Annotated in this window: 15 protein-coding genes and 1 pseudogene; 2 read left to right on the top strand and 14 right to left on the bottom strand. The window is 59.1% G+C overall.

Going from position 1 to position 21,204, the window contains the following annotated elements:
* Positions 1-31: 31 nt before the first annotated feature.
* The 6 genes and pseudogenes from G4C92_RS15105 to G4C92_RS10325 all read right to left on the bottom strand — a co-directional run.
* Positions 32-178 (bottom strand): annotated as a pseudogene (locus G4C92_RS15105) (UDP-N-acetylglucosamine 2-epimerase (non-hydrolyzing)); the annotation flags it as partial.
* Between the two features lie 334 nt (positions 179-512).
* Complete coding sequence (asrC, locus tag G4C92_RS10345; protein ID WP_274942000.1) at positions 513-1,484, bottom strand: sulfite reductase subunit C; 972 nt, start codon at positions 1,482-1,484, stop codon at positions 513-515.
* A gap of 19 nt (positions 1,485-1,503) precedes the next feature.
* On the bottom strand, positions 1,504-2,295 hold the full coding sequence (asrB, locus tag G4C92_RS10340) for an anaerobic sulfite reductase subunit AsrB (protein ID WP_274939769.1): 792 nt from the start codon (positions 2,293-2,295) through the stop codon (positions 1,504-1,506).
* Complete coding sequence (gene asrA, locus G4C92_RS10335; protein ID WP_274939768.1) at positions 2,292-3,323, bottom strand: anaerobic sulfite reductase subunit AsrA; 1,032 nt, start codon at positions 3,321-3,323, stop codon at positions 2,292-2,294. The genes asrB and asrA overlap by 4 nt, the downstream gene beginning before the upstream one ends.
* 154 nt (positions 3,324-3,477) lie before the next feature.
* A complete protein-coding gene (locus G4C92_RS10330; protein WP_274941999.1) occupies positions 3,478-8,160 on the bottom strand; it encodes an EAL domain-containing protein in 4,683 nt (1,560 codons plus the stop codon).
* Positions 8,161-8,374: 214 nt separating this feature from the next.
* On the bottom strand, positions 8,375-8,944 hold the full coding sequence (locus tag G4C92_RS10325) for a GNAT family N-acetyltransferase (protein WP_274939767.1): 570 nt from the start codon (positions 8,942-8,944) through the stop codon (positions 8,375-8,377).
* 111 nt (positions 8,945-9,055) lie between these two features.
* Between G4C92_RS10325 and G4C92_RS10320 the strand changes: the two genes are divergently transcribed.
* The gene (locus G4C92_RS10320; protein ID WP_274939766.1) at positions 9,056-9,514 is read left to right on the top strand and encodes an Lrp/AsnC family transcriptional regulator; all 459 of its coding nucleotides are present in this window, start codon (positions 9,056-9,058) and stop codon (positions 9,512-9,514) included.
* A gap of 13 nt (positions 9,515-9,527) precedes the next feature.
* On the opposite strand, the gene G4C92_RS10315 is transcribed toward G4C92_RS10320, so the two are convergent.
* The 5 genes from G4C92_RS10315 to G4C92_RS10295 all read right to left on the bottom strand — a co-directional run bounded on the left by G4C92_RS10315 (position 9,528) and on the right by G4C92_RS10295 (position 17,391).
* On the bottom strand, positions 9,528-9,722 hold the full coding sequence (locus G4C92_RS10315; RefSeq protein WP_274939765.1) for a PTS ascorbate transporter subunit IIC: 195 nt from the start codon (positions 9,720-9,722) through the stop codon (positions 9,528-9,530).
* A 3-nt stretch (positions 9,723-9,725) separates the two neighbouring features.
* Positions 9,726-10,709 carry an SPFH domain-containing protein gene (locus G4C92_RS10310; protein WP_274939764.1) on the bottom strand — a complete coding sequence of 328 codons (984 nt, stop codon included), beginning with the start codon at positions 10,707-10,709 and terminating at the stop codon, positions 9,726-9,728.
* A gap of 119 nt (positions 10,710-10,828) precedes the next feature.
* On the bottom strand, positions 10,829-14,623 hold the full coding sequence (locus G4C92_RS10305) for an ABC transporter ATP-binding protein/permease (RefSeq protein ID WP_274939763.1): 3,795 nt from the start codon (positions 14,621-14,623) through the stop codon (positions 10,829-10,831).
* 213 nt (positions 14,624-14,836) lie between these two features.
* Positions 14,837-15,667 carry a PrsW family glutamic-type intramembrane protease gene (locus G4C92_RS10300; RefSeq protein ID WP_274939762.1) on the bottom strand — a complete coding sequence of 277 codons (831 nt, stop codon included), beginning with the start codon at positions 15,665-15,667 and terminating at the stop codon, positions 14,837-14,839.
* A 98-nt stretch (positions 15,668-15,765) separates the two neighbouring features.
* A complete protein-coding gene (locus G4C92_RS10295; RefSeq protein WP_274939761.1) occupies positions 15,766-17,391 on the bottom strand; it encodes a DUF438 domain-containing protein in 1,626 nt (541 codons plus the stop codon).
* A 209-nt stretch (positions 17,392-17,600) separates the two neighbouring features.
* Between G4C92_RS10295 and G4C92_RS10290 the strand changes: the two genes are divergently transcribed.
* Positions 17,601-18,377, top strand: a complete 777-nt coding sequence (locus G4C92_RS10290) for a NifB/NifX family molybdenum-iron cluster-binding protein (RefSeq protein WP_274939760.1) — start codon at positions 17,601-17,603, stop codon at positions 18,375-18,377.
* 89 nt (positions 18,378-18,466) lie between these two features.
* On the opposite strand, the gene G4C92_RS10285 is transcribed toward G4C92_RS10290, so the two are convergent.
* The 3 genes from G4C92_RS10285 to G4C92_RS10275 form a co-directional block, all read right to left on the bottom strand.
* Positions 18,467-19,108, bottom strand: coding sequence for a flavin reductase family protein (locus G4C92_RS10285; protein ID WP_274939759.1), 642 nt, complete (start codon positions 19,106-19,108; stop codon positions 18,467-18,469).
* 149 nt (positions 19,109-19,257) lie between these two features.
* Positions 19,258-19,563, bottom strand: coding sequence for a GNAT family N-acetyltransferase (locus tag G4C92_RS10280; RefSeq protein ID WP_274939758.1), 306 nt, complete (start codon positions 19,561-19,563; stop codon positions 19,258-19,260).
* Positions 19,564-19,795: 232 nt separating this feature from the next.
* A complete protein-coding gene (locus G4C92_RS10275; RefSeq protein WP_330654696.1) occupies positions 19,796-21,172 on the bottom strand; it encodes an MATE family efflux transporter in 1,377 nt (458 codons plus the stop codon).
* Positions 21,173-21,204: the final 32 nt, after the last annotated feature.

Raw genomic sequence — 21,204 nt, 5'->3', positions numbered from 1 at the left:
TTTGAGGATTACCTATTGACAATATACAAACGTCCAGAACCTGCTGCAGCATCTCCCTGTGCTGGCCCGTCACGCATACCGTGACGCTCAGCCCCTTTCTCGACTGCAATTCCTTCACAACAGGACACATCTTGATCGCTTCCGGCCGCGTGCCGAAAACAAGCATGATCTTCTTCATCTATCCCCCGCCTGCTTGTCACCAGGTCAACTCAGACAATTATATAATATGTCCCGAAAAAGTGGGCCATGCATGCAAATAGAACCACTGTTCTGCTGTTTTTCGCTTTTATTGTGCGGTTATTTTATAATTTTGCTTCCTGTTTTCCGAAATCATTCCGGATTGTCCGATTTCAAAGTCCTGTCTTTTCTTGCCATCTCCCGCCGCTCTTCCTTCAGCCCCTGCGCACTGAGCCGTTTTCACAGAGAAGAAGCGGAATCCATCAATGGATTCCGCTCGTCATTCCGGCAGGCTGCCCGCAGGCAGCCCCTTTTCATCTCTTTTCTGTGTTCTCTTATTTCTCGTCGTAGTGCTTCCCGCCCCAGTAGAGACGTTCTGTCACCTCCGCCTTCGGTCCCAGCTCCACGTCCTTCAGAATCCACTTCTTGAATTCATCGAAGCCGGTCCGGTCGACGATGTAGCCGATATGCTCCTTGTGCTCCACCGCGTTCGGGTCGATGTACTCCTCGATGTAGGCGTAAACGTTCTTCCCGATCTTCAGCACCGTGTCCTCGTCCGCCCACTTGATGAAGTCCTCCGCCATCCGCGGGTTCTTCTTGCCCGTGCGCCCGAGAAGGACAATCCGGAAATAGTGCTCTTTGCTGCGCGTCCAGGCACGGGTCGGGCAGTAGACGACGCAGACGCCGCATCCGATGCATTTCTTCGTGTCCCGGACGACCTTGCCGTTGACCAGCGAAAGCGCGCCCACAGAGCGGCGGCGGCAGAAATTCACGCACTGGCCGCAGGCGACGCAGCGGTCCGGATCATACTGGGGCTCCGTCATGCCGATGACGCCCACATCGGACATCCGCACCTTCGCGCAGTCGTTGGAGCAGCCCGTGAAGTCGATTTTCACATGGCGGTCATTGGGGAAAATCTGCGCCTCCATCTTCCGCGCCAGCTCCGTCGTGTCGTAGCAGCCGAAGGGGCAGAGACGCTCGCCCGGACAGGCGACGACATTCCGTGTGCCGGACGAGGGATAGCCCGCGTCCCGCTTCGCCTGGTTCGTTCCGACCGAGTCGATGACGGCCTGCACCTCGGCGTTCACCTTCTCCATATCCTCAAGCGCGATGCCGGGGATCTCGATGCCCTGACGGTTCGTGATGTCGATGACGCCGTTTCCGTACTTTTCAGCGATCTCGACGATCCGCTGCATCGCCTTCGCGTCGATCACGCCGCCGGGGATCCGGATACGCGAGGCGGTCTCGCCGCGGACCTTGGAGTAGCGGAATGCATTTTTCTTCAGTTTGCCGACGTTGATATCCAGTTCGCCCATCGCGTCCTCCTTAGTCCATCATTTCTCTGGCTTCGGTATAGTTGAAGACCGGCCCGTCCAGACAGATATAGCGGTCGTTCACGCGGCAGTGACCGCATTTACCGAGACCGCAGCACATCTTCCGCTCATAGGAGACGGTGATGTTCTCGTCGAGGAAGCCTTTCTTCTTCAGTTCGATGATCGTGAATTTCATCATCGGCGGCGGACCGACCACCACGGCCTTCGCCGTTTCCGGATCCTTCAGAGGAAGATCCGCGATGTACTTCGTGACAAGACCGATCCGGCCCGTGTAGCCATCCGGCGCGCCGTCCACGGTCAGCGTGAGATTCAGCGCGCTGTCCCACGCCTTCAAATCATCGCGGAACAGCATGTCGTCCGGGCTCCGGAAGCCGACGATGACGTACTTGTCCTTCGCGTTGTCCATCCCGGCGAGCGCGGAAACCACGCCGCGGACCGGGGAGACGCCGGTACCGCCGGCCACCACCACAGTCTCGCCCTTCTCGTAAAGGCTGAGATCGAAGCCGTTGCCGTAGGGGCCTCTGAGGAGCATCGTGTCGCCCTTGTATTTCTCAAAAACCTCATTCGTCACCCGGCCGACCCGGCGCAGCGTGAGGTCCACATAGTCCGGTCCGATGCCGCTGACGGAGATCGGGGCCTCGCCGAATTTCGGCACGGACACCTCGAAGAACTGGCCCGGCTTCACGTCTCCCGTGAAATGCATCCGGAATGTATATTCCTTTCCGGTGTGACGGATCACGTCGAGGATTCTAGACGGAAAAGGAAGATAAGGATTCATGCTCATGATCTGGCCTCCTCTCCGTCCGCCTTCGCGCAGGCGGCGCTGACCTTCCCGATAATGTTCGTGTAGGAGATATACTCCGGACAGACGTCGTCGCAGCGGCCGCAGCCCACGCACATGTCATAGCCGAAGCGCTTCCGGTAATCGTAGATCTTGTGAAGCACCTTGAAGCGCATCCTGTCGCCCTGAGACTTCCGGTACTGACCGCCGCCGGCCACGTCAGTGTAGCCGTCCACCATACAGGAGGCGGCGACGCGGCGGCGCTCGCCGACCTTTCCGTTCTCCGTGTAGTAAACGTCCTGCATCGAATAGCAGGTACAGGTCGGACATACGAAATTGCAGCGGCCGCAGCCGATGCAGCGCGTCGTGTACTCATCCCAGAGCGGATCCCTGAAGATGCTGAGCGGCACCTTCTCCGGGATCGTCACCTTCGTCTTGTTCTCCGTGACGAAAAGCGGCGTGATATCCGCCTTCTCTCCTCCGGCTTCCTCGAAAAGCGGCGCAAGCGAAGCGTCCTTCACGTCGCTGCAGTACTTTCCGTCCCGGACATCCACGGAGAAGAGATAGCCGTCGTCGGACCGGTTGCTGCCCATCGAGGCGCAGAAGCAGTTGTCGAAACTCTCCCCGCAGCCGATCAGCACGAACTTCACGAGATCGCGCCGGCGCTGATAAAACCAGTCCTTTTCCTTCCCGTTGGCGAGATAGATCTGGTCCTGACGCTTCACGGCGTGAAGATCGCAGCTCCGGAGAAAGATCAGCACCGGCTTCGGATTCAGATCCGCCTCCTTCACCTCCTTCTCCGTGAAGAAAAACAGCGTCTCGCTGAGCGGCGTCAGAAATTCCTTGAACGCGTAGTCCGATTTTTTCCCGAGCTCGATGTCCGACGCCCCGCTCACCTCGTCATAAAGGATCACGTCGGTGTCAGTGAACCGCCCGGCGCCCTTCTTACGGACCGGCGCATAGATCCGGTACGTCCCGCGAAGCTTTTCGATCAGCGCCGCGAAGCCGTCCGCACTGAGAATATATCCCATGTCCACCCTCCTTTTTGCCTGCCTGCTCCCAACCGCCGGCGCAGCCGCACCGTCCGCACTGCCGCCGGCCAATGCCTTCAGTGTAACAGACACGGGCCGGGCGCGCTGTTGCCTGCGCAACAGCATGCCCGGCCCGGAATCATTTCGTTCTGATTCATTCCCTGTCGGTACTTCTTCTCCGGTAGCTGTGTCCCTTGTCCTCGTACATCTTGAGGTCCGCTTTCGTGAGCAGTGCGTCAAAATCGCTCACCATCCTCTGACTGACGGCATAGCCGACCGCCATACTGATGCCGTTGTCCCTCGCACGCTCGTGGATATGCTGGATCAGAAGCCGGATATCGTCTTCCTCCATCCCCTCCGTCACCACGACAAACTCGTCGCCGCCTGTCCGAAAGACGCATTCCGCTCCCGCACATTCCTGCAGAATCCTTGCCGTCTCACAGATCAGCATGTCGCCCGCGTGATGGCCCTCGGAGTCGTTGGTATTCTTCAGCCCGTTCAGATCGATTGAGATCACACCCAGCGGGCCCTCCCCTTTAAACGCCCGAATCCTCCTCTCCATCCCCCACCGGTTCCCGGCTCCGGTCAGCTGATCCCTCATGCTCTGCTCCTCCAGACGGCGCATGCTGTTCCGGTTGCGGATCATGATCGCAATGAAATCCGTCAGCGTGGACAGCAGCAGACTCGTCATCCGGAACGTATCCTTCGACGGATTGATCACCATCGTGAATCCTACCGTCCGGTCCGGCAGCATCAGCTGACCGGATACGAAGCGCCGGACACCGTGGATCCGCAGAGAGAACCCCGGATACTTCGCCCGGAACGCATCCATGTCGCTGACCATCACAACATGGTGGGAGCTGAATTCCCTGTACAGCGCCCGGAGCTCTGTCCTCGGGATGCTCTGAAGCTCTTCCTTGAGAGGCGGAAGACCGTGCGCCGTCCACTCGTAGACGGCGCTGACCGTGTTGTCGTCCCGCTCCTCGAAGATCAGAAACCTCTCCGGCTTCAGATTGTTGGAAATGCAGCCGATGGTCTTATTGATTCCGAGATCCGGATCCTCCTCCGCCATCCCGACCGTAATCGCGTTGTTGGCCTGCATTTCCTGATAGATCAACTCATGATCCTTCATCATCGTCCGGGCGTACTCTTCCATATTGAAGGCTATTGTCAGCCGCACGCTGTGCCCTTCCCACGGGATCAGGCAGGCGCGGACAAGAAGGGTGTCGCCTGTCCTGCGGTACAAGTGAGACGCGGCATAGAAATAATCCTGACGGAGCAGCAGATTCGGACAGTCTCTGCATGGCCGGCTGCATCCCTCCAGCGCTTCATAGCAGAGCTTTCCCGCCAGACTCTCATCCGGCGCGATCCCCACATCCCTCCTTGCGGACTGATTGAGATAGATCAGCTTCCAGTTCTTCGGATCGCTGATGATCACTCTCTCTGGCAGGTCTTCAAATGCCTCCCGGCGAATGACAACTCTGTCTCCCGTGCACAGGCTGTCTCCGTATAAACGTTTCTCGGAGCTGCTCAGCCGGTGAACCAGAAGCTGAAGCATCTCGTCCAGACTTTTCACCTCCGATCCGTACGCGGCCGCGTCCGTCAGGACAAGATCCGGCCGGAGTCCCAGCCGTTTTCTGAGGGACGGCATCAGGCCGGACAAAGATTCCTCTTTCCGTCCGAGATCCGACGCGTTTTCCTTCCGGCCGAAAAGCAGAAAACAGCAAAGTCCGACCCGGGCGATCGCCCAGCCGGAAGGGAAGGCCTGCCGGAGAATCCGGGTGATTTCCTTCAGCAGGGCCCCGGCTTTCCGGGCATCCTCCTTCGCCACCTCCGCGTAAGCGGCGATATCGATCAGATACCCCACATAATCGACATCCTTGAGACGGTACTGATCCGCGAACGCGAGTCCGACCTCGATCGCTCCGCGATAGCTGAGGAATCCGGTCTCCGTATCCGACATGCCCTGGCGCCGTTCCTCCCGGCCGGACGTACCGACTGCGCTGATCATAGCCAGCGTGCCGGTCATCTCCTTCTCCCTGTACCAGGGCGTCCACGCGATGCGTACACTCTCGAGTCTGCCTCCGGCCAGCGCCTGTCCCTTCGTTTCCGCCAATCTCTCACCATGGCGGAGCACCATTTCCTCAGCCTCATCCGACTCCGAAGAATCGAGCCGCCATCCGAGTTCCTTCTCCGTCCTGCCGCGGAGCGCCGCCTCATCATCGAATCCCGTCTTTCTCAAAAAGGCCAGACTGGCGCCGAGAATCCGTCCGTCCCGGTCCTTCCAGAAGAACGGATAAGGAGAGCGGTCCCGCAGCGCGCGGAACAGACTGCTCTCCGCCGGCTCGGCCTGCACGCCGGCGGCGCATGTCCCGACGCCGAAGGAGCGGCAGAAGACGGGAAGAAGCGTGTCACGGCTGTGTTTCCGTTCCCAGATATCCTCCCGCTCGCAGAGCAGAATATTCTTCGTAAGGCTCTTGAAGATCTCCATCGCGTCGAATACCGTCCATCGGTAGGTTCCGTCCTCCCTGCGGACGCGGACCAGCTCTGTCGCCCGGCCTCCTTTCTCTTCGATATTCTCCGGCCGGACAAACGCAAGAAACCTCTCCCGGTCGTCCGGATGGACCAGCTCATCCGCATAGGAGGCAAAGGACGGCATGATCGAGCGTATAATGGTCCCAGGGCGCACCTTCGGATGATCGCACTGAAGAACCCGGATCTCGTCCTTCCCGCGATCCATCAGATAGAGACCATCATAGAGCTGATAGAGGTTTCGGAGCAGAACGTCCATCTCTCCCGCGTCACGGATACCGGACTGGGAACTGACATTGTATATTTTCGATTCTCCTACCCAGTTTCGTTCTCCGCCCGCGATCCAGCGGACGCTGACCCGAATAAACTGCCCGTTATCCACGTAGACCATCGTCTCCTCCGTCCGCGACTTCAGCGCCTTCGACAGCAGCTGGGTGAATTTGCCTCGGAACGGATAGTCCATGGCATGAAGATTCAGATTCGCCTCCTCCATGTCCTGCGTTCCGGTGCTTCTCAGCTCCCGCCGGTAAGCGTCGTTTTCGATCAGGAGCGTGATGTCCTTCCCGTCAAAGTGAAACAGCGCGGTCGGTGAATCCGTCACCACATTGACGCTCTCCGCGGCATCCAGAAGTTGGCCTTCCTCCGGATCCTCAAGCCCCATCTTCTTCTCATGCATGTAATCGAGGCAGTCCTCGAGAAACATCGGCCGTCCGTAATAGTAGCCCTGAATCCGGCCGCAGCCGATCTTTCTGAGAAACGAAACCTGCTCTGCCGTTTCCACTCCCTCAGCCAGCGTCAGCACGCCCAGCCTTTTTGCCATCATCACGACGGAAGTGATGATCTGACGGCTCCGGTCATCGAAGTGGCTGAAAAAACCCATGTCGATCTTGATCTCATCAAAATGGTAGTAGTGAAGCGACGTCAGTGAGGAGTACTCGCTTCCGAAGTCGTCCATCCAGACCTGATACCCGGCCTCCTGAAAACGGCGGATCGTCGAGACCATGCTGAGGCGGTTGCGTATCATAACCCGCTCCGTGATCTCGAACCGCAGCGCACTGCGCGGCACCTGATACCGTCTCACCATTGTCTGAATGGAATGAAAAGGGTCCGCCACCTCAAAATCATAGCCGGAGAGATTAATCGAAACCGGGATCAGCGGAAGTCCGTTGTCCATGCGGTTTCTGAGAAGCTTCAGAACCCGTTCCAGAACGAACCGGTCCAGCCGGTTGATCAGCTGGGCTTCCTCGAGAACCGGGACAAAGATTGCCGGCGAAATCATGCCGATCTCCGGATCCTCCCAGCGGGCCAGCGCCTCGAATCCGCATAGGCGCCCCGTCATCGTCCGGATCACCGGCTGAAAATACACCTTGATGTAGCACTTCTCCAGCGCCTCGCTGAAATGGCGGAGGACATACATCTTCTTGTTGAGATATTCCCCCATGGACGGCTCATAGACAGCGACCACGCGGTTGCCGTCCTGTTTGATGCTGTCACAGGCCACTTTCGCCGAGTCAAAGGAATGTCTGATCTCTTCCTCCGCTGCGTCCGGCTCGATGCGGTAGACGCCCGCTTTCATCTGAATGCCGGCGTCGTCGATGTAGTGATTGATCTCATTGCATACCTGCTCGAGCTTCGCCTCCAGGCTGTCAGCGGGCAGCAGAGCGACGAAACGGTCGGCCGTCAGATGGCCGACAAGCGATCCGGGGAACGAGTCGGTGATCGTTTTTGCGGCTTTCTTGAGACACAGATCTCCCCTGTGCGTGCCGTGGATCCGGTTGTATTCCCTGAAACGGGTGATATCGAAGATCACCGGGCAAAACGCGCTCAGCGTTCCATCGGCCTTCCGCTTCGCCACGCGTTTGAAAGCCTCTTTGTAGAAATCATGCATGCCCGGCAGATCCGTCGTGCCATCTCTCTTCCGATCCTCCGCGATCTGCTCCGCTGAAAAGATCTGAACGACGTACGCCGCCCCGAAGGATGTCTCCTTCAGCCATCCGAATCCTTCCACCTTTCGGAAGTGTCCGCCTTTCGTACGGTAATGAAACGTCAGATGAAAGTGGTTTGTGTGCCCGTTCACACTTGATGCGATCGGGACATAATCCTCCGCCTCCATCATATTCCGGTAGGAAGAAGAGCAGAAATCAAGGAACTCCTCCTCCGACTCGCATTCGTAAAGCCGGGCCGTCTGGGCGCTCGCAAACACGACCTGCTCGGAACCGTCCGCCAGTATAAGGCAGACGCCTCCCTCGAGAAGATCATAATACCGATGATATCGTTCCCGCGCGCTGATATTCACCATCGCCATCTTATCCAAAGCCCCCGCTTCCGGTCTCGCAGCGGCCGAATCCGCACCGGCTGCCGCTCCCCGAGTCTTTACCGTCCGTAGTATACCACATGAGTGACAAAGTGTAACAAGAACCGTCCGGCGTGCAGATCCTCTGCATGGAATCTGCCGCGCCGGACGGTCTTTTTTATGGCCGTTCGCCGTCTTTTTCGTTCTGTCTCTCCGCGCCGGAGACTCATTTTTGATCTGAAATCTCCGGAGCCCATCTCACCGGCTCCGGCTCCGGACTGTGGGATCCGATCATCTTCTCCATCCAGATCATATCATACCAGCGGCCGAACTTGGCGCCGCAGGCCCGAAACGTTCCAACGGTCGTGAAGCCCATCCGCTTATGAAAGCGCTCGCTGTCCCTCGTGAGATACGCATCCTCCCCGCGGGGCACTCCGATGCAGGCATACAGATTGCGGATTCCCATCGCGCGGAGCCGCCTCTCCATCTCCCCGTAGAGCATCCGTCCGATGCCGTTCCTGCGGACATCGGGCCGGAGATAGATGCTGAGTTCGCAGGACCAGTCATAGGCCGCGCGCCCCACAAACGGCCCCGCGTAGCAGTATCCGTCCGCCCTGCCATCCGTTTCGGCGATCAGATAGGGATACCGCTCTATCGTCCGCTCCATCCGCTCACGGAACTGCGCGGCAGTCGGCGTCTCGTACTCGAAGGTCACCGCCGTGTTCCGCACATACCAGTCGTAAATTTTCTGCAGTGTCTCCGCGTCCTCCGGTCCTGCGTCCCGAATCACCGTCATCGTGTCTCTCCCTTCCGCTGAAAATCCCGTCCCGCGTTGAAAATGCAGCCGTCCCGTGCTATGTTTTTTATGCAGACGCGTCCGCCTCCGGGCGGCGAGAAGGAGGCAGCCATGTTCCTTGATGATGTAGACCCGCTGGACCGGAAAATTCTCTCCCTGCTGATCGAAAATGCCCGCTACACCTACTCCGAAATCGGCCAGAGGCTCGGCATCTCCAGGGTGGCCGTCAAGAATCATATGAATGATCTTGAAAAGAGGGGAATCATCGAGAACTATACCGCCGTCATCAATCCCCGGCGGATGAGCAGCGCCGTCTCCTGCTATTTCGAGATCGAGACGACGCCGGACCGGTTCCCGGCGGTGACGCAGGCGCTGCAGCGCTGTCCCACCGTCACGCAGATTTACCGGACGACCGGAAGCTGCCACCTGCATGTCCATGCCGTTGCGGCCGGCCAGCAGGAACTGGAGGACTTTCTCCGGGACGTCATCGATCCGCTGCCCGGCGTCACGTCGATCCGGACGAATGTCATTCTGGACCGCATCAAGGACATCAAGGGTCTGCGGCTGTGACGGAAGATGTCCTTTACAGATCCAGCCTCGGTGGTTCATCCAGCTTCTCCGGGATATGCCCGCCGTTCTTCTTCCTCTGCCGGACGCACTCGGTCAGCAGATACTCGATCTGGCCGTTCACGGACCGGAAGTCGTCCGCCGCCCAGGCGGCGATCGCATCGTACAGGCTGGCGCTGAGCCTCAGCGGGATCTGTTTCTTGTCAGCCATTTCTCAGTACAGGCTTCCCGAATTGACGACCGGCTGGGCGTCGCGGTTTCCGCACAGAACCACCAGCAGATTGGAAACCATCGCCGCTTTCCTTTCGTCATCCAGATCAACCACATGGTTTTCGTTCAGACGCTCCAGCGCCATCTCCACCATTCCGACCGCGCCGTCCACGATCATCTTTCTCGCGTCGATGACAGCGGATGCCTGCTGCCGCTGCAGCATCGCCGCCGCGATCTCCGGCGCGTACGCGAGATAGGTGATCCGCGCGTCCAGAATCTCAAGACCTGCGTTGCTCACCTTCCGCTGAATCTCGTCGCGGATCCGCCGCGCGACCACCTCCGTGGAGCCGCGGAGAGAGCCGTCGTCCGCCTTGCCGTCGCCGGTCGTGTCGATATTCGGCGCCACATCATAGGGATAGATCTGCACGATGTTCCGCACCGCGCTGTCGCACTGCAGGGACAGGTATTCCTTGAAATTGTCCACCGCGAACACGGCCTTCGCCGTATCCTTCACCTGCCACATCACCGCGATGCTGATCTCCACCGGATTTCCCAGCACGTCATTGATCTTCTGACGCGCGTTGCTGAGCGTCATGATCTTGAGCGAGATCTTGTTGTTCGTCATAGACTGCCCGCTCACCTGGCTTTTCCTCTCCGCCTTTACATCCCCGCTCTGGCCGAGGACGGTCTTCGCGGCCGGGTTGACGCTGGCGCTGAACGGGTTGATGCAGAAGAAGCCGGGGCCTCTCAGCGTCCCGACATATGTGCCGAACAGCGTCACAACGAGCGCTTCCTCGGGCTTCAGCACGCGGAGACCGGCGAGCGGGATCCACGCGACGCAGATCAGAATGATCAGCAGAACGAAGAGCGGCGAGGTTTCGTTAAGCGGAAGCAGCACGGCCGCCGCGATCAGCAGAATCTCCAGCGCGATGACGCCCAAAAGGACCGGCATGCCCTGCCCCGCGTGTCTCATTGTCTTTTCTTCCATGATTTCCTCCCGGATGCATTCGCATCTCTTCCTTCGGCGGATCGTTCCGCCGCATTGGTTTGATATCATTTTAATATCATATTGAAATGCATCTGTCAAGGAATCCCGCTTTCTTTCTCTTATTCGGACCGCAGTGACCGGACCGGATCGTTTCTGGAAGCCTGCGTGGAAGGGATCAGCCCCGCCAGAAGGGTCAGTCCGATGCTCAGAAGAATCATCAGCGCCGCACTTCTGGGGGCCAGGAAGATTTTCACATCAGCGCCGTTGACGAAGCGGGGCAGAATCCGGTTCACCGGAATCGAGAAAAGGAGAGCCGAAACCACGCCGATCGTGCCGGAGAGCAGGCCGGTGAGAAACGTCTCCGCGTTGAACACGTTCGCGACATTCCGCTTCGAGGCGCCCATCGCCCTCAGAATCCCGATCTCCTTCTTCCGTTCGAGAACGCTGATGTAGGTGATCACGCCGATCATGATGGACGAGACGACGAGAGAGATGGAGATGAACGCGATCATGACGACACTGACCGTGTCCACGATATTGGTCACAGACGACATCATCGCCGAGATCATATCCGAATAGGAGATCGTCTTCTCCTCCTCCCCCGCGCCGGCGGCACGGTCGTTATACTTCGTGATCAGCTTTTTGATCCTGTTTTTCGCGCTGAAATCCTTCGGGTAAATGTCGATCTCCGAAGGATCATCCGTCGAGGCATAGCCGAACTTCGTCAGATTTCCTTCATAACTCACCCCGTTTCCGGTCAGCATGCCGGTCAGAAGGCTGCGGATCTGATCCGGCGCAAGGTTCATCTTCATGATGTTCTGCAGTTTTCCGGGATCGGCAAGGCCGGAGAGGCCGCCCGCCATCCCCGCCATCAGCTGCCCCATCTGATCTGAGAGCGCGGTCTGGATCGCTCCGGCCGCGCTTTCGAGTCCCTGACGGAGGGCGGTCTGAAGCTGCGCCGTCACCACGCCGGCGATGCCCGAAAGACCGTCGGACACCATAGTGCTCAGGTTCTTCTGAAGCCGGTCGGTGTCGAGGACCGCCGCCATCATCTGAGACAGATCCTTTCTCCCTTCATCGGTCCTGAAATAGGCCGGAAGGGATTCCGTAAGACGGGAAGGATCCGGAAGCTGATGGTCCCGGGCGTACGGCGTATAGCCGGCCGCGAGCTTCTGCATCAGATCCCCCAGTTCATCCTGCGAAAGGGTAAGATTCCGGAATCTCCCCGTAAGATCCGAGAATGCCTGATCCGCCTTTTCCCGCGTGGACGGTTCCTGAAGATAGTCCTGAAGAATCTGAGACAGCGCGCCCGAATCCGGGAGGCTGCCCGTGCCGTCCGGCAGGAGCGCCTGAAGATAGGACGGCAGATTGTTCATCACATCCGACGCCAGATTCAGCAGTTCCTCCCGCGTGAACGTATCCCTCCCCGTCTCCGAAAGCTTCTGATCCAGCAGCGCCCGGACGGCCTGTGCGGAAAGCGGCTGCAGGACGCCGCCGGAGGAGCCGGATGCATTCTCCGAAAGCCGTTTTTCAAGATAAGCCGGGAAATCCGCCATCACATCCGACGTCAGATTCAGCAGATCGTCGCGGGATACGAGCTGGTTCCCCGTTTCCGTAAGCTTCTGCTGCAGAAAGGTCTGCACGGTTTTCGCCGTTTCGTCCGACATGAGATACTGAAGCAGCGCGTCGGAAAGCCCGGCATAATTCGTGGACGGATCCGCCGCGGCGTAGGCCGTATAGTGCTGCATCACCTTGCTGAACAGGCTCCTGAGCTCTTCCTGCGGCACATCCCGGATCACGCCGTCCAGCATCCCCTCCAGCTGTCCCCCGCTCATCTGCGGCAGCGCGCTCTGCAGCGCAGACAGATCAAGGCTCTTCGGCAGATTCAGCCCGCTCAGGTCCATTCCCGAGAAGGCATCCGCCAGCGAGGACATATCCAGACTCAGACCGCCTGACTGAAGACCCGCGGAGGCGAGCAGGTTCTGCACGGCGTCCTGATCGACCGTGATCAGACTTCCGAGATCCAGCTGATCCGGGTCATTGTCCGCCTCAAAGGTGTGGCCGGTCAGCACATTGATGTCCTTCCGGCCCATCTGATCCCTGACGATGGCACTCTCCGCAGCCCGCCGCATCAGCCCGGACAGAAGGTCCTCCGTATACGCGAAGCCGGAGTCGCTCATGGCGGAAGAGCTGCTGTCCTTCTGGCGCACGATTCCGGACACCGTAAGGGTGATCCCTTCCTTCAGCGCTTTCCGGACATAAGAATCGTCCCCGGACCGGTCGATCCAGAGACCGCTTTTGTCATCGCGCTCATACAGGGCGGACCGACTTACGGCCTTGAAATGCATGCCGAGGAAGTCGCCGTACCGGTAGGTCGTTCCGTCGCTGTCCATGATGCCGGCGCGGCTCTTCTCCTCATCCTTCGCCTGTACCAGTTTTCCGAGCTCCTTTCTGTCCCGCATGCCAAGCGCGTAGAGCACGCTGTCGTTCACCCGGCCGTCCGCGGAGAGGATCAGCACGATATCCTCCGCCTGTTCCGGCCAGCGGCCCGCCTCAAGGGTATACCGCCGGGAAAGGATCCGTCTGCTCTCCGGGAGCATGGAGAACACATCCATGTTCATGGCGTTGCCCATCATGGTGCTCATCTGGGAGTCGCCGAGATCCAGCCCCTCAAGGAGGTTGGCCGGATTAACCTGTACCGTCTTTCCGTTCCCCTCCCGGTATATGAGCGGCGTGACATCGTAGCGATACTCGACCGCGTCGCTCTCTCCCCGGATCCGCCCGTCCTTCCCGAGCCATGCTTTAAAGGAGGCGAGATCATTCGTGGTGACGTTCGAGAGCAGGCCCTTCATCATATTCCGCACGCCGATCCGGCCGTCTCCGTTCTTCTCTTTTCCTTCCCTTCCGTCCGCAGACAGGTTCGCCATACCGGATGCGTCGGATGTCCCGCCCATCAGAGACGCCACATCGATCCCGGTCCGGTCAATCTCCACCGGATACTGGGACAGCGCCGCCGTTTCCTGATCGGAAATATAGCGGTTGACCCCGTTTGACAGCGCGAGCACAAGTGAGATGCCGATGATGCCGATAGAACCGGCGACCGACACGGTCAGCGTTCTCGCTTTCTTGGTTCTCAGATTGCTGAGGCTGAGCGACAGCGCCGTGCGGAACGACATGCCGGATCGGGAAAACTTCTTCCGCACCGGCCGCGCAGCCTCCTCTCCTGTCCCATCCGGCTCAAAAGGATCCGTGTCCGAAAGAAGCTTTCCGTCGCGGATGGTCACGGTTCTGGTCGCGTACCGGCGGGCGAGCTCCGGATTATGCGTCACCATGACCACAAGATGGACCTTCGCGATCTCCTTCAGGATTTCCATCACCTGCACGCTGGTATCGCTGTCCAGCGCGCCGGTCGGCTCGTCCGCCAGAATGATGTCAGGGTCATTGACCAGCGCCCTCGCGATGGCCACCCGCTGCATCTGCCCGCCGGAGAGCTGATCCGGCTTTTTATCCATATGCTTTTCAAGACCGACCTTCCGCAGCGCCTCCTCGGCCCGCCTTTTTCGCTCCCCTCCGGTGATGCCGGAGATCGTCAGCGCAAGCTCCACGTTGGACCGCACGCTCTGATGCATGATCAGATTGTAGCTCTGGAACACGAAGCCGATGGTGTGGTTGCGGTAGGCGTCCCAGTCCCGGTCGCGGAAGCGGCGGGTGGAGACGCCGTTGATGATCAGATCCCCGGCGTCATAGCGGTCAAGGCCGCCGATGATATTCAGCAGCGTGGTCTTTCCGGATCCGGACGGGCCGAGGATCGAGACAAACTCGTGGTCCCGGAAACTGAGGCTCACGCCGTCCAGCGCCTTCTGGACGAAGTCTCCCGTCCGGTACTGTTTGCAGATATCGCGAATCTGAAGCATTCTGTTCTCCTTTAATGAAGCACTGGCGGTAAAAAACGAACGGCCGGCTGCCGGAACGCAGATGCATTCCGGCAGCCGGCAGAAAATTTGAAGCGCCTGCTTTTGTCGATACACGCTGATTCTGTGTTCTCCGCCAGTTTTCTATCCTTCTGACAGAGTCGAGTATAACAGAAAGAGCCATCCGGATGAAGATCACAAGATGCCGGAAAGACATCATGCCGCGCCACTGGCTTCGCTCTCCTCCGCCCTCATCTCCGGGCTTCTGAAAAACAGGATCACCGGCAGCACGACCGCGACGGTCAGCAGCGCGTTGAAAAGCTGCGGGTCTCCGATCGGCGAATCAAACAGAAAATGGTCCGCCATCACGAGAAGAATCCAGCCGAGGCCCTTTCGCCTGTGGTTTTTGCCGGAGGTCCTCACGATCAGATAAAGACCGGCTGCCGTCACCGCCGCATAGGCCCAGTGCGATCCGAGTGAGCAGGAAACCCTGTCCAGCGCCGCCGGAAACGCCTGATTCACGTCCTTGAAGCCGCTGTCCGTGATGTAGGCGATATCCTCCTCCATCTGGAAGCCCATCCCGACGCACATGCCGATGCTGAGATAATCCTTCAGCGACTTCCGCCCCAGCGCATACAGGAGCAGCGCTGCCGTCCCCAGCTTCAGGAGTTCCTCCGCGATGCCGGTTTCGAGAGAACCGAGCCACGCGTAGGAATAGGCCTTTCCCATCAGGCCGGTCATCAGATCGTCGAACCCTCCGTTCAGCTCCCCGGCGAAGGCGGACGAGATAAACGCCCCGCATCCGGCGGCGGCCAGCAGTTCAAGCCCGCTGATCCGGTATTTTGCGCTTACCCGTCTCATGAAGATGCCAAACGGAACGATATATGCCAGAAACGGCAGAAAGGCGCTGTACACCTTCAGATACTGCACTGCGGCCGTGCTGTCCTGTCCGATAAAGTCCGATTCATTGATCAGAAGTCCCAGTGCGAACAGCAGAATCAGGACGCCGGCCGCCAGCGTCCTGTGATTTTTCTTCGTCAAACTCATAGTCAGTCTCCCTTACATGCAGTCAGTCATCAAGTCTTTCTGCATTATGCCACTTTCCGTGTGTTTTGGAAAGAAAGGCAGGAAGACGCCGCCGTATCTCACTGTGCGAAATGCTCCTTCGCGAACTCCATGTCCTGCACGACTTCCAGAGTGCCGAGATACTTTCTGTCTCTGTCCCGCACTGCCATGTAGGTCACGAGGACGGTGCGGCCGTTTTTCTCCATCCAGACGGGAACGCGGTCTCTTCGTCCGTTCCGGAAATCGTCAAGGATGGCGCGGACCATCGGCTCGATCTTCGGCGGGTGGCAGGAAAACACTTCTCTGTCGATGGCCATACCGGGCCGTTTGAAGACCTTATGTCCCTCGTTGAAGTAGCGGTTGATGTTGTCCGCGTCCACAAACGTCAGCTCCGCCGGTATCGTGTTGAGAAGAGCCGTGAGCTGTTCGACCGTCATATGTCCGCCGGGCATGACCACCTCGCCCTCTCCCGCGGAAAGCGCCGCCGGCGCCTCTTGCTCCGCCTCCGGCCATCTTTCGCCCTTCACACCGAGGCAGTCGTCATAGTCTCTGCTGTCCCGGTAGATCCGGTGCCACTCTGTCTGAGTGAAATTCACGGCGCAGATCGGGAAAAGAATATTGTGTTCCTTATAGATCATCTCCTCCGCTCTTTTCAGAACTGCCCGCAGCCGCTCCGTCCACGCCGCGTCATGCTCCCGGATCTTCCCGAGCTCCGCCAGCTCATCCCGGATCTCATCGTCGACGGTCCACATCACATCCGCGGGACCGGAAATCTCATAGTGTACCTTCAGCAGAGGATACAGAAGATCGCCCTTTTTCGCATAGTGGACAGAGAGCTCTCGGATACGGGAAAGCAGGCCGTCCACCTCTTCGCCGGCGTCCAGACGCGCCTTCGCCTCCGCGATCCGGCCGGCCAGAGCTTCATTTTCCCTCGTCAGCGTATTCAGCGGATGCCCGTCAACGGCCGCCAGCTCCGCCGCCCGTTCCTTTTTGCCTCCGTAGTCCTTCCGCGCCGCGAGTTCCTTCGCCCTCTTAACAGATGCCATAACTTCTTTTTCCGCATTGGCGATCTGTTCCTCCCTCGTGGCGCCGTGGAACAGCGCGGAGTGAATGTCGCAGAGCTTCTGAACCTCCGTCAGAGGCGTTCCCTCACGCATCAGCTCCTGCTCAGCCTGCATGATCTCGGAAGCCTCCACATCGCGGAACTTTTCCGCGAAATCCTTCCGGACGCTCTCCAGAGATTCGCCCGCGCCAAGACGGCGCAGATAGCCCTTGAGATCCTCCATGCGCGACGGCTGCGGCGCGGGCTGTGTTTCCGGCTTTTCCGGGCGCGACGGCTGCGGCGCGGGCTGTGTTTCCGGCTTTTCCGGGCGCGGCGGCTGCGGCGCGGGCTGTGTTTCCGGCTTTTCCGGGTGCGGCGGCTGCGGCGCGGGCTGTGTTTCCGGCTTTTCCGGGCGCGGCGGCTGCGGCGCGGGCTTCTCCTCCGAAAACGTGAAGCCGTGCTCCGTCAGCGCCGCGATCACCTTTTCCATCGGGATATTTTTCATCCTGGCTCCCCGCGGCAGCGTCATCAGCTTTCCGACCGAGTGCAGCATGGCCGGCTTTCTGATCTCCCTGAATCCCAGCTTCTCCATGATGTCCCCGATCTCCGGATATTCTGTGACCAGTTCAAAAACCGAACGGTTAAGATCGATCATTTTACTCATTTCGATGTCCTCCCTGTCTTTCTGCCTTCATTATGGAGCCATACGGTCCGCGCGTCGGTTGCCTTCCCAACATTTTCGGACTGATTTTGACACAGAATCGTTCTTTCCATGCCAAATCGACAAAGTCAGAACGAAGTGTTGCATACCCCGGGCAGAAGGTGTATCATGCAGTTAATGGCATATGCCAATAATTGCAACAGGAGGTCATGATGCCGAGACCGCAGAAAATGAGAACCGTCTACCAGCTTCCGGTCTGCAGGAGTTTTCTCGCCGACCCCTCTTCCGGCGATATATCTCTGACGCTGGATGAGCTGGAGGCAATCCGGCTGACCGATCAGGAGGGACTGGATCAGTCCGCCTGCGCGGAACGGCTGCATGTCGCGCGATCCACCGCCCAGAACATCCTCCGCGGCGCGCGCGGCAAAGTAGCCGACGCGCTGGTCAACGGAAAGTCCATCCATATCGCCGGCGGAAACGTCGAATACTCCGATGACAGCCGTTTCGGCTGCTGCAGATGGGAGTTCCGGTCTGTGCCGGCGGTCGGCGGCATCAACGGTTTAAGAAAGGAAGGAAAAGAGACAATGAATGTAGCCGTCACCTATGAAAAGGAAACAGGCGATATCTTCCAGCATTTCGGACGAACAGAGTATTTCAAGGTCTACGAACTCGACGGCGGACGGATCGCCGGCTCCCGTGTGGTCAGCACGAACGGCCAGGGTCACGGCGCGCTCGCAGGCGTTCTGAAAGAGCTGAAGGCAGACGCGCTGATCTGCGGCGGCATCGGCGGCGGCGCGCAGATGGCGCTGTCGGAAGCGGGAATCCGGCTGTACGGGGGCTGCAGCGGCAGCGCCGATCAGGCGGTCTCCGATTTCCTGAACGGCAGCCTGCATTATCAGGAGGACGTTCGCTGCGACCATCACGGTGAGCATCACGGCGGGGACTGCGGACATGAGGCGGGTACCTGCGGTCACGGCTGCCATTCTTAAGCAGCCATCCGTCCGGAGCCGCCATTTCTCACAAGCAGAAATCCGGTCCGGCTGCCATTCAAACATGGCGGCCGGACCGGAGCCCCTTCTTATGTCTGTTTTCTTTTTCTGTCGGGCTTCCTCACAGAAAACCCGAATCTTCCGAGCTTTTCCCCGAGGGCAAAGTATTCTCCGTGCGAGTAGGCGATCAGATCCGCCTTCCCGAGATCCAGCCGGCCTTTTCCGTCGAGCAGGGAAGAATCCACGTCGACGGCGAGAACCTCCGCCACATACATGTCATGGGAACCCAGATGCAGCGTGTTCCGCACCCGGCATTCAAGGCACACCGGACTCTCCGCGACGCCCGGAACCGCGACGCTGGAAGACCGCAGCTGCGTCAGCCCGGTCAGCGCCCATTTGTCGGCATCCCGGCCGCTCTTCACGCCGGCCAGATCGGCGGCCCTCGTCAGTTTCCGGGTCGTCAGATTGATCACGAATTCTCCCGTCTTCTCAATATAGTCATGCGTCAGCCTTGACGGTCTTACGGAAACGGACACCATCACCGGATCGGAACATACCGTTCCCGCCCACGCCGCCGTCATCAGATCGGAGTGCCCCTCTCCATCCGCGGATGTCACAATGACCGCGGGTACCGGAGCCAGAAGATTCGACGGCTTCCAGATTTCATGGACGGCCGCTGCCCTTTTATCAGCTGCCTTCCTCTTTTGATAAAAAGCGTGTTTTTCTGCCATATTGCCCTGTTTCCTCTCAGACGGTCTCTGTCCGCGAAAGCCCGAAAAGCCCCCGCGCTTTGAATTGCATTTATCTGAACAAAGCGTAAATCCCGGAAAATGCCGGCGGCCGCGCGTCCGAACCTGCCCCGGGGCATTCTGCGTACCTGTCACAGCACGTCCTGATACGCCTCGTTTCCGATCATCAGCTTTCTGGCATAGGAGCAGGTCGGAAGGATCCGGACGTGCCTCACCCGTGCCTCCCCGATCACCTTCTCCACCAGCTTCCGCGCGATGCCCTGGCCTTCGTGTCCGGGCCGGACGCCCGTGTGCGTGATGATCCACACCGTCTCGGAGGCGCTGAACTCGCACTCTCCGATCAGCCGGCCGTCCTGATAGGCGGCGCTCCGCTGTGCCTTCTCCTCAAATACGATGGAGACCGGCTCATTTTTGACTCCGTCTTCTCTCTCTGTCAACTGCCTGTTCCTCCTTCTTCTCCGGAATCATCCACCAGTAGGAAACAACGGCCGCAATGACATACGCCGCAGCCGGGACGTCCTGACTTCCGCACTGTCTTCTGCCGTGATGATTATAACAGGTACGGATCCGCATTCATATCGGAAATGCATGCCGTAATCTTTCCGGAGAATGCATGCCGCACCCTTGCCTCCCGGAAATCCATTCCGCCTGCGTCTCCGTCTCTCAACCTCATGACCATCCGTCTGTCCCCGCCTTTTTCAGCCCCGCGAGGAAGGCTTCTGTGATCGGAATGCTGATCAGCGTCGACAGGATGTCCGCCGCCGGCTGCGCGGTTTCGATGCCTGTGAGGCCGAAAACCGCCGGCAGGATCAGAATCAGCGGGAGGAAGAGAATGCCGGCCCGGAGAGCGGACAGAAAGGTCGCCCGTCCGCTGACGCCGGTGCTCTGGAACAGCATCCCCGCCGTGATGGAGTAGCTCATGAACAGACCGGATAAGGACTGCCATCTCAGCGCGGCCGCTCCGATCGCGACGACCTCCGGATCATCGCGGAACCAGCGGATGATCTCCGGCGAAAAGACCGCGCAGAGAAGCGCGAAACCGCCGACAAGAGCCGTCCCCGACGACGAGGTGAACCGGAACCCTTTCCGGACCCGTCCGTACCGTCCCGCGCCGTAGTTGAAGGATGCGACCGGCTGATAGCCTTGTCCGATGCCGATCGCGATGGACGCGAGGAAGGCGGTCACTTTCGCGACAATGCCCATCGCGGCGATCGCGGCGTCTCCGTAGACAGCCGCCTGATGGTTCAGCACGATGGTGGTCAGACTGTTGAGACTCTGCCGGACGAGACTGGGCATCCCGGTCGCGATGATCGAGCCGACCAGAACGCCGCTGCGTGAAATATTCCGGACGTGGAACTCGCTGACGACGTCGTCTCTCCGGAACATGAACAGCAGAATCAGAAAGCTGACGACCTGAGACAGCGCGGTGCTGAGACCGGCGCCGGATACACCCAGTCCGAAGCCGAACATCAGAATCGGATCCCCGGCGAGATTGAGAATCCCGCCCGTCGTGAGCCCGACCATCGCGTAGGCGGCATGGCCCTCGTACCGCAGGATGTTGTTGAGCACACAGCTCACGGAAAGGAACGGGCCGGACAGCAGGATCCAGAACACGTACTGACGAGCGTATGGCAGAATCGTCTTCGTGCTGCCGAGCGCGCGTAGAAGCGGATTCATGAAGACCAGACCGGCCGCGGAGACCGCGGCGCTCACCGCGATCGAGAGGAAGAAGCTCGTCGAGGCGAACTTTTTTGCCTCGTCGAAATGCTTCGCGCCGAGCTTACGTGATATGTTGCTGCCCGCTCCGTGGCCGAACATGAAGCCGATCGCCTGATAGATCGCCATCAGCGAGAAGACAATGCTGACCGCGCCGGCGGCGGACGTTCCCAGACGGCTGACGAACCATGTGTCGGCGGTATTGTACAGATTCGTGACCATCATGCTGATGATGGTCGGTACGGCGAGGGAGAGGATCAGACGCGGTACGGGCGTCTCCGTCATCTTCCGGTACTGGGATGTTTCATATGAAGCGGCTGACTGACTCAAATCGTTCCTCCCCTTCGTTTCTGTATTTTCAC

The sequence above is a fragment of the Chordicoccus furentiruminis genome (genome assembly GCF_019355395.1).
Classification (GTDB): domain Bacteria; phylum Bacillota; class Clostridia; order Lachnospirales; family Lachnospiraceae; genus Chordicoccus; species Chordicoccus furentiruminis.
This window is presented reverse-complemented; position numbering and strand designations above follow the sequence as displayed.

Excerpts from the sequence above, each read along its gene's own strand:
- asrB (WP_274939769.1), bottom strand. The coding sequence starts at position 2,295 with ATGAGCATGAATCCTTATCTTCCTTTTCCGTCTAGAATCCTCGACGTG.
- asrA (WP_274939768.1), bottom strand. The coding sequence starts at position 3,323 with ATGGGATATATTCTCAGTGCGGACGGCTTCGCGGCGCTGATCGAAAAG.
- G4C92_RS10330 (WP_274941999.1), bottom strand. The coding sequence starts at position 8,160 with ATGGCGATGGTGAATATCAGCGCGCGGGAACGATATCATCGGTATTAT.
- G4C92_RS10325 (WP_274939767.1), bottom strand. The coding sequence starts at position 8,944 with ATGACGGTGATTCGGGACGCAGGACCGGAGGACGCGGAGACACTGCAG.
- G4C92_RS10320 (WP_274939766.1), top strand. The coding sequence starts at position 9,056 with ATGTTCCTTGATGATGTAGACCCGCTGGACCGGAAAATTCTCTCCCTG.
- G4C92_RS10315 (WP_274939765.1), bottom strand. The coding sequence starts at position 9,722 with ATGGCTGACAAGAAACAGATCCCGCTGAGGCTCAGCGCCAGCCTGTAC.
- G4C92_RS10310 (WP_274939764.1), bottom strand. The coding sequence starts at position 10,709 with ATGGAAGAAAAGACAATGAGACACGCGGGGCAGGGCATGCCGGTCCTT.
- G4C92_RS10305 (WP_274939763.1), bottom strand. The coding sequence starts at position 14,623 with ATGCTTCAGATTCGCGATATCTGCAAACAGTACCGGACGGGAGACTTC.
- G4C92_RS10300 (WP_274939762.1), bottom strand. The coding sequence starts at position 15,667 with ATGAGTTTGACGAAGAAAAATCACAGGACGCTGGCGGCCGGCGTCCTG.
- G4C92_RS10295 (WP_274939761.1), bottom strand. The coding sequence starts at position 17,391 with ATGAGTAAAATGATCGATCTTAACCGTTCGGTTTTTGAACTGGTCACA.
- G4C92_RS10290 (WP_274939760.1), top strand. The coding sequence starts at position 17,601 with ATGCCGAGACCGCAGAAAATGAGAACCGTCTACCAGCTTCCGGTCTGC.
- G4C92_RS10285 (WP_274939759.1), bottom strand. The coding sequence starts at position 19,108 with ATGGCAGAAAAACACGCTTTTTATCAAAAGAGGAAGGCAGCTGATAAA.